This is a genomic window from Microbulbifer mangrovi (assembly GCF_002009015.1).
GTDB lineage: Bacteria > Pseudomonadota > Gammaproteobacteria > Pseudomonadales > Cellvibrionaceae > Microbulbifer > Microbulbifer mangrovi.
This window is the reverse complement of the sequence record NZ_LZDE01000142.1, coordinates 1-3,027: the sequence shown is the minus strand read 5'-3', so window position 1 is coordinate 3,027 and position 3,027 is coordinate 1. Positions and strand designations below refer to the sequence as shown.

Annotated in this window: 2 protein-coding genes; both read left to right on the top strand. The window is 55.5% G+C overall.

Going from position 1 to position 3,027, the window contains the following annotated elements; all coding sequences use genetic code 11:
* The first annotated feature begins 156 nt into the window (after positions 1-156).
* Positions 157-2,028, top strand: a complete 1,872-nt coding sequence (locus B4U49_RS00850; RefSeq protein WP_078082711.1) for a bifunctional acetyl-CoA hydrolase/transferase family protein/GNAT family N-acetyltransferase — start codon at positions 157-159, stop codon at positions 2,026-2,028.
* A 2-nt stretch (positions 2,029-2,030) separates the two neighbouring features.
* Positions 2,031-2,957: a histone deacetylase family protein gene (locus tag B4U49_RS00845; RefSeq protein WP_193432792.1), complete on the top strand. Its 927-nt coding sequence runs from the start codon at positions 2,031-2,033 to the stop codon at positions 2,955-2,957.
* Positions 2,958-3,027 lie beyond the last annotated feature (70 nt).

Here is a 3,027-nt window from a genome sequence, read left to right as displayed (position 1 = left end):
AGGGATGTATTCACAGCGGTTTCGAAAACTTATACCCAGTGATTGGCCGCCACCGTTTAACCTTAGACGGAGCCCCAAAACCCCAGAAACCCGCTTGTGACTAAAAAGCCATACGCCTACCATGGTTAAAACTAGGTAGGAAACCAGCTCCAAACCATGTCATCCCTGACCCACCCCAAAAGCAACGAGTCCCTCACCTGGGATCAACTGCTGAAAAGCGGCTGTCGTATTTTTCTGGGCTCCCACGCCGCCGTACCCACGGCCTTGATGGAAGACCTAATTGCCAATAGTCGCGGGCTCAACGATATCCAGGTTACCCAGGTGTTCACCCTGTCTGACAATATCTGGGCCGAACGCAAATACGCTGAACTGTTTACCGTCAACGCGCTTTATATAGGTGGTACCGCCATTCGCAATGCAGTGGCGGAAGGGCGCGCGGATTACACGCCGACGTTTCTCTCCGAAGTCCCCAAGTTGTTCAGCGACCATGTATTGCCACTGGATGCAGCACTGATCATGGTGAGCCCGCCAGATGAACTGGGTTACTGCTCCCTCGGAGTGAGTGTGGATGTGGTGTCCTCTGCTGTGAAGAATGCCACCACGGTCATTGCCCAGATCAACCCGAGCATGCCGCGTACCAACGGGCACACCTTTATTCACCGCGACCAGATCCACGCCTGGATGACCGCCGATGCCCCGATCCCCGAGTCGCCGCCGCCGGAAATGGATCAGGCAGTGGAGCAGATTGGGCAGTACGTTTCACTGCTGGTGGAAAACGGATCCACTCTGCAGATCGGTATGGGTAAGGTTCACGATGCTGTATTGCGCTATCTGGGAAATCACAAAGATCTTGGGGTGCATTCGGAAATGATTTCCGATGGCATCGCGCGGCTGATGAAGGATGGGGTCATCAATAACCGCAAGAAAACCTTCCACCGGGGAAAAACTATTACCGCCTACTGCATGGGGTCGAAAATGCTGTACGACTTTGTCGATGGCAACCCTCATGTGGAACTTTATCCAGCGGAGCACGTAAGCTCACCGGTGAAAATTGCCCGCAACGAAAAAATGGTGGCGATCAACAGTGCCATTGAAGTGGACCTCACCGGGCAGGTGGTTTCCGACTCGATCGGGCGGTTACTTTACAGTGGCATCGGCGGGCAGGTGGACTTTATCCGCGGTGCAGCGTTGAGCAAGGGGGGTAAGCCGATTATCGCGTTGCCGTCCACCGCAAAAGATAAAGATGGCAAACTGATCTCCCGTATCGTTGCCTCACTGACCCCTGGCAGCGGTGTGGTTACCTCGCGCGCCCATGTGCATTACGTGGTTACCGAATACGGAATCGCCTCCCTACGCGGAAAAAGTGTGCGCGAGCGCACCCTGGAAATGATTCGTATCGCCCACCCCGATTTCCGGCGCGAATTACTGGAGAAAGTGCGAGAATTTTACTGGGTGCCGGAATACCAGGAGCAGGCGCCAACGCCTGTCCCTGAACTGGGGACGGTGGAACAGAAACGCTATACGTTTGGTGGCATCGAATATACATTGCGCCCCCTGCGTCCCGCCGACGAGCGAGGGTTGCAGGAGTTTTTCTATACCCACAATAAAGAAACCCTGATGATGCGTTACAACCACCATGTGACGCAGATGTCGCGGGAAAAATCCTGCAGCCTGGTGAGTGTTGACCAGCAGCGTGATCTGGCGTTGTGCTTTATCGATAACGACGGTGGGCGTGAAGTCATTCAGGGCGTGGGTCGCTATTATTTTTACGAAGCGAACAACAGCTGCGAAGTGGCTTTTGTGATCAAGGAGAGTCGTCGAGGCAAGGGTATTGCCACCACCCTGTTGAAAGAAATGGAAATGATCGCTCGTAAGCGTGGCATCGAAACGATGTTCGCCTGTGTGCGCCGTGACAATAAACCCATGCTCGCCATTTTTGAGAGCGCCGGGTTCGTTGCTCGTCCGGGTGACAGCATGGATGAACTGTATCTGGAGCTGGATCTCTCCAGCGTATCTGACAAGGACTGAACATGGCCACTGTTGGCGTTTTTACCAGCCCCGCCTGCAATCTCCATGATATGGGCGAAGACCATCCTGAATGCCCCGCGCGCCTCGATGCCATCCAGGACCAGCTGCTTTCCAGTGGTATGGAATACGTGCTGCGCTTTTTTGACGCCCCTGAGGCTACGCGTGAGCAACTGAAACGGGTGCATACCCCGGATTATGTTGCATCGATTTTTTCCCGGGCACCCAGTGAGGGCATCGAGGTGCTCGATGAAGATACCCGCATGTGCCCCCAGTCCCTTGCCGCAGCGCTACACGCTGCCGGTGCCGCAGTGGATGCTGTGGATAAAGTCATCGCCGGCGAAGTGAATTCTGCCTTCTGCTCCGTGCGCCCGCCTGGGCACCACGCAGAGCGCGACAAGGCAATGGGGTTTTGCCTGTTCAACAATATCGCCATCGGTGCCGCCCATGCACGTGCGGCACACGGCCTGGAGCGAGTGGCGATTCTCGATTTCGACGTACACCACGGAAATGGCACAGAAGATTTTGTCGCGGGTCGCGAGGGCTACCTGTTGTGCTCCAGTTTCCAGTCTCCCTATTACCCGTTCAGCGGCACGGGCGAACTGCCGGAAAACATCGTCAATACGCCGTTGGAAGCGGGCGCCGAAGGCGACGCTCTGAGAGACCTGGTAAGCAACCAGTGGCTACCGGCACTGGAAAAATTTAAACCACAGATGCTGTTTATCTCTGCGGGCTTCGACGGACATATCGAAGATGCGATGGCGCAGCTCCGCTTTCGCGAAGAGGATTACCAGTGGGTGACCGAACGGTTGCGGGAGTTCGCCGATACGCACTGTGACGGCCGCATTGTTTCCGCTTTGGAAGGCGGCTATGCGCTGTCTGCGTTGGGAAGAAGTGTGGTGGCGCATTTAAAAGGATTGATCGGCAGCTAGATCGAACGCTAAAAACTGAAATGCGAAGGCAGGGCGCCGGGGAAAGGGTTTCGAAAGCGTCGGCGACAGG

Coding starts and splice junctions, on each gene's coding strand:
- B4U49_RS00850 (WP_078082711.1), top strand. CDS start 157: ATGTCATCCCTGACCCACCCCAAAAGCAACGAGTCCCTCACCTGGGAT.
- B4U49_RS00845 (WP_193432792.1), top strand. CDS start 2,031: ATGGCCACTGTTGGCGTTTTTACCAGCCCCGCCTGCAATCTCCATGAT.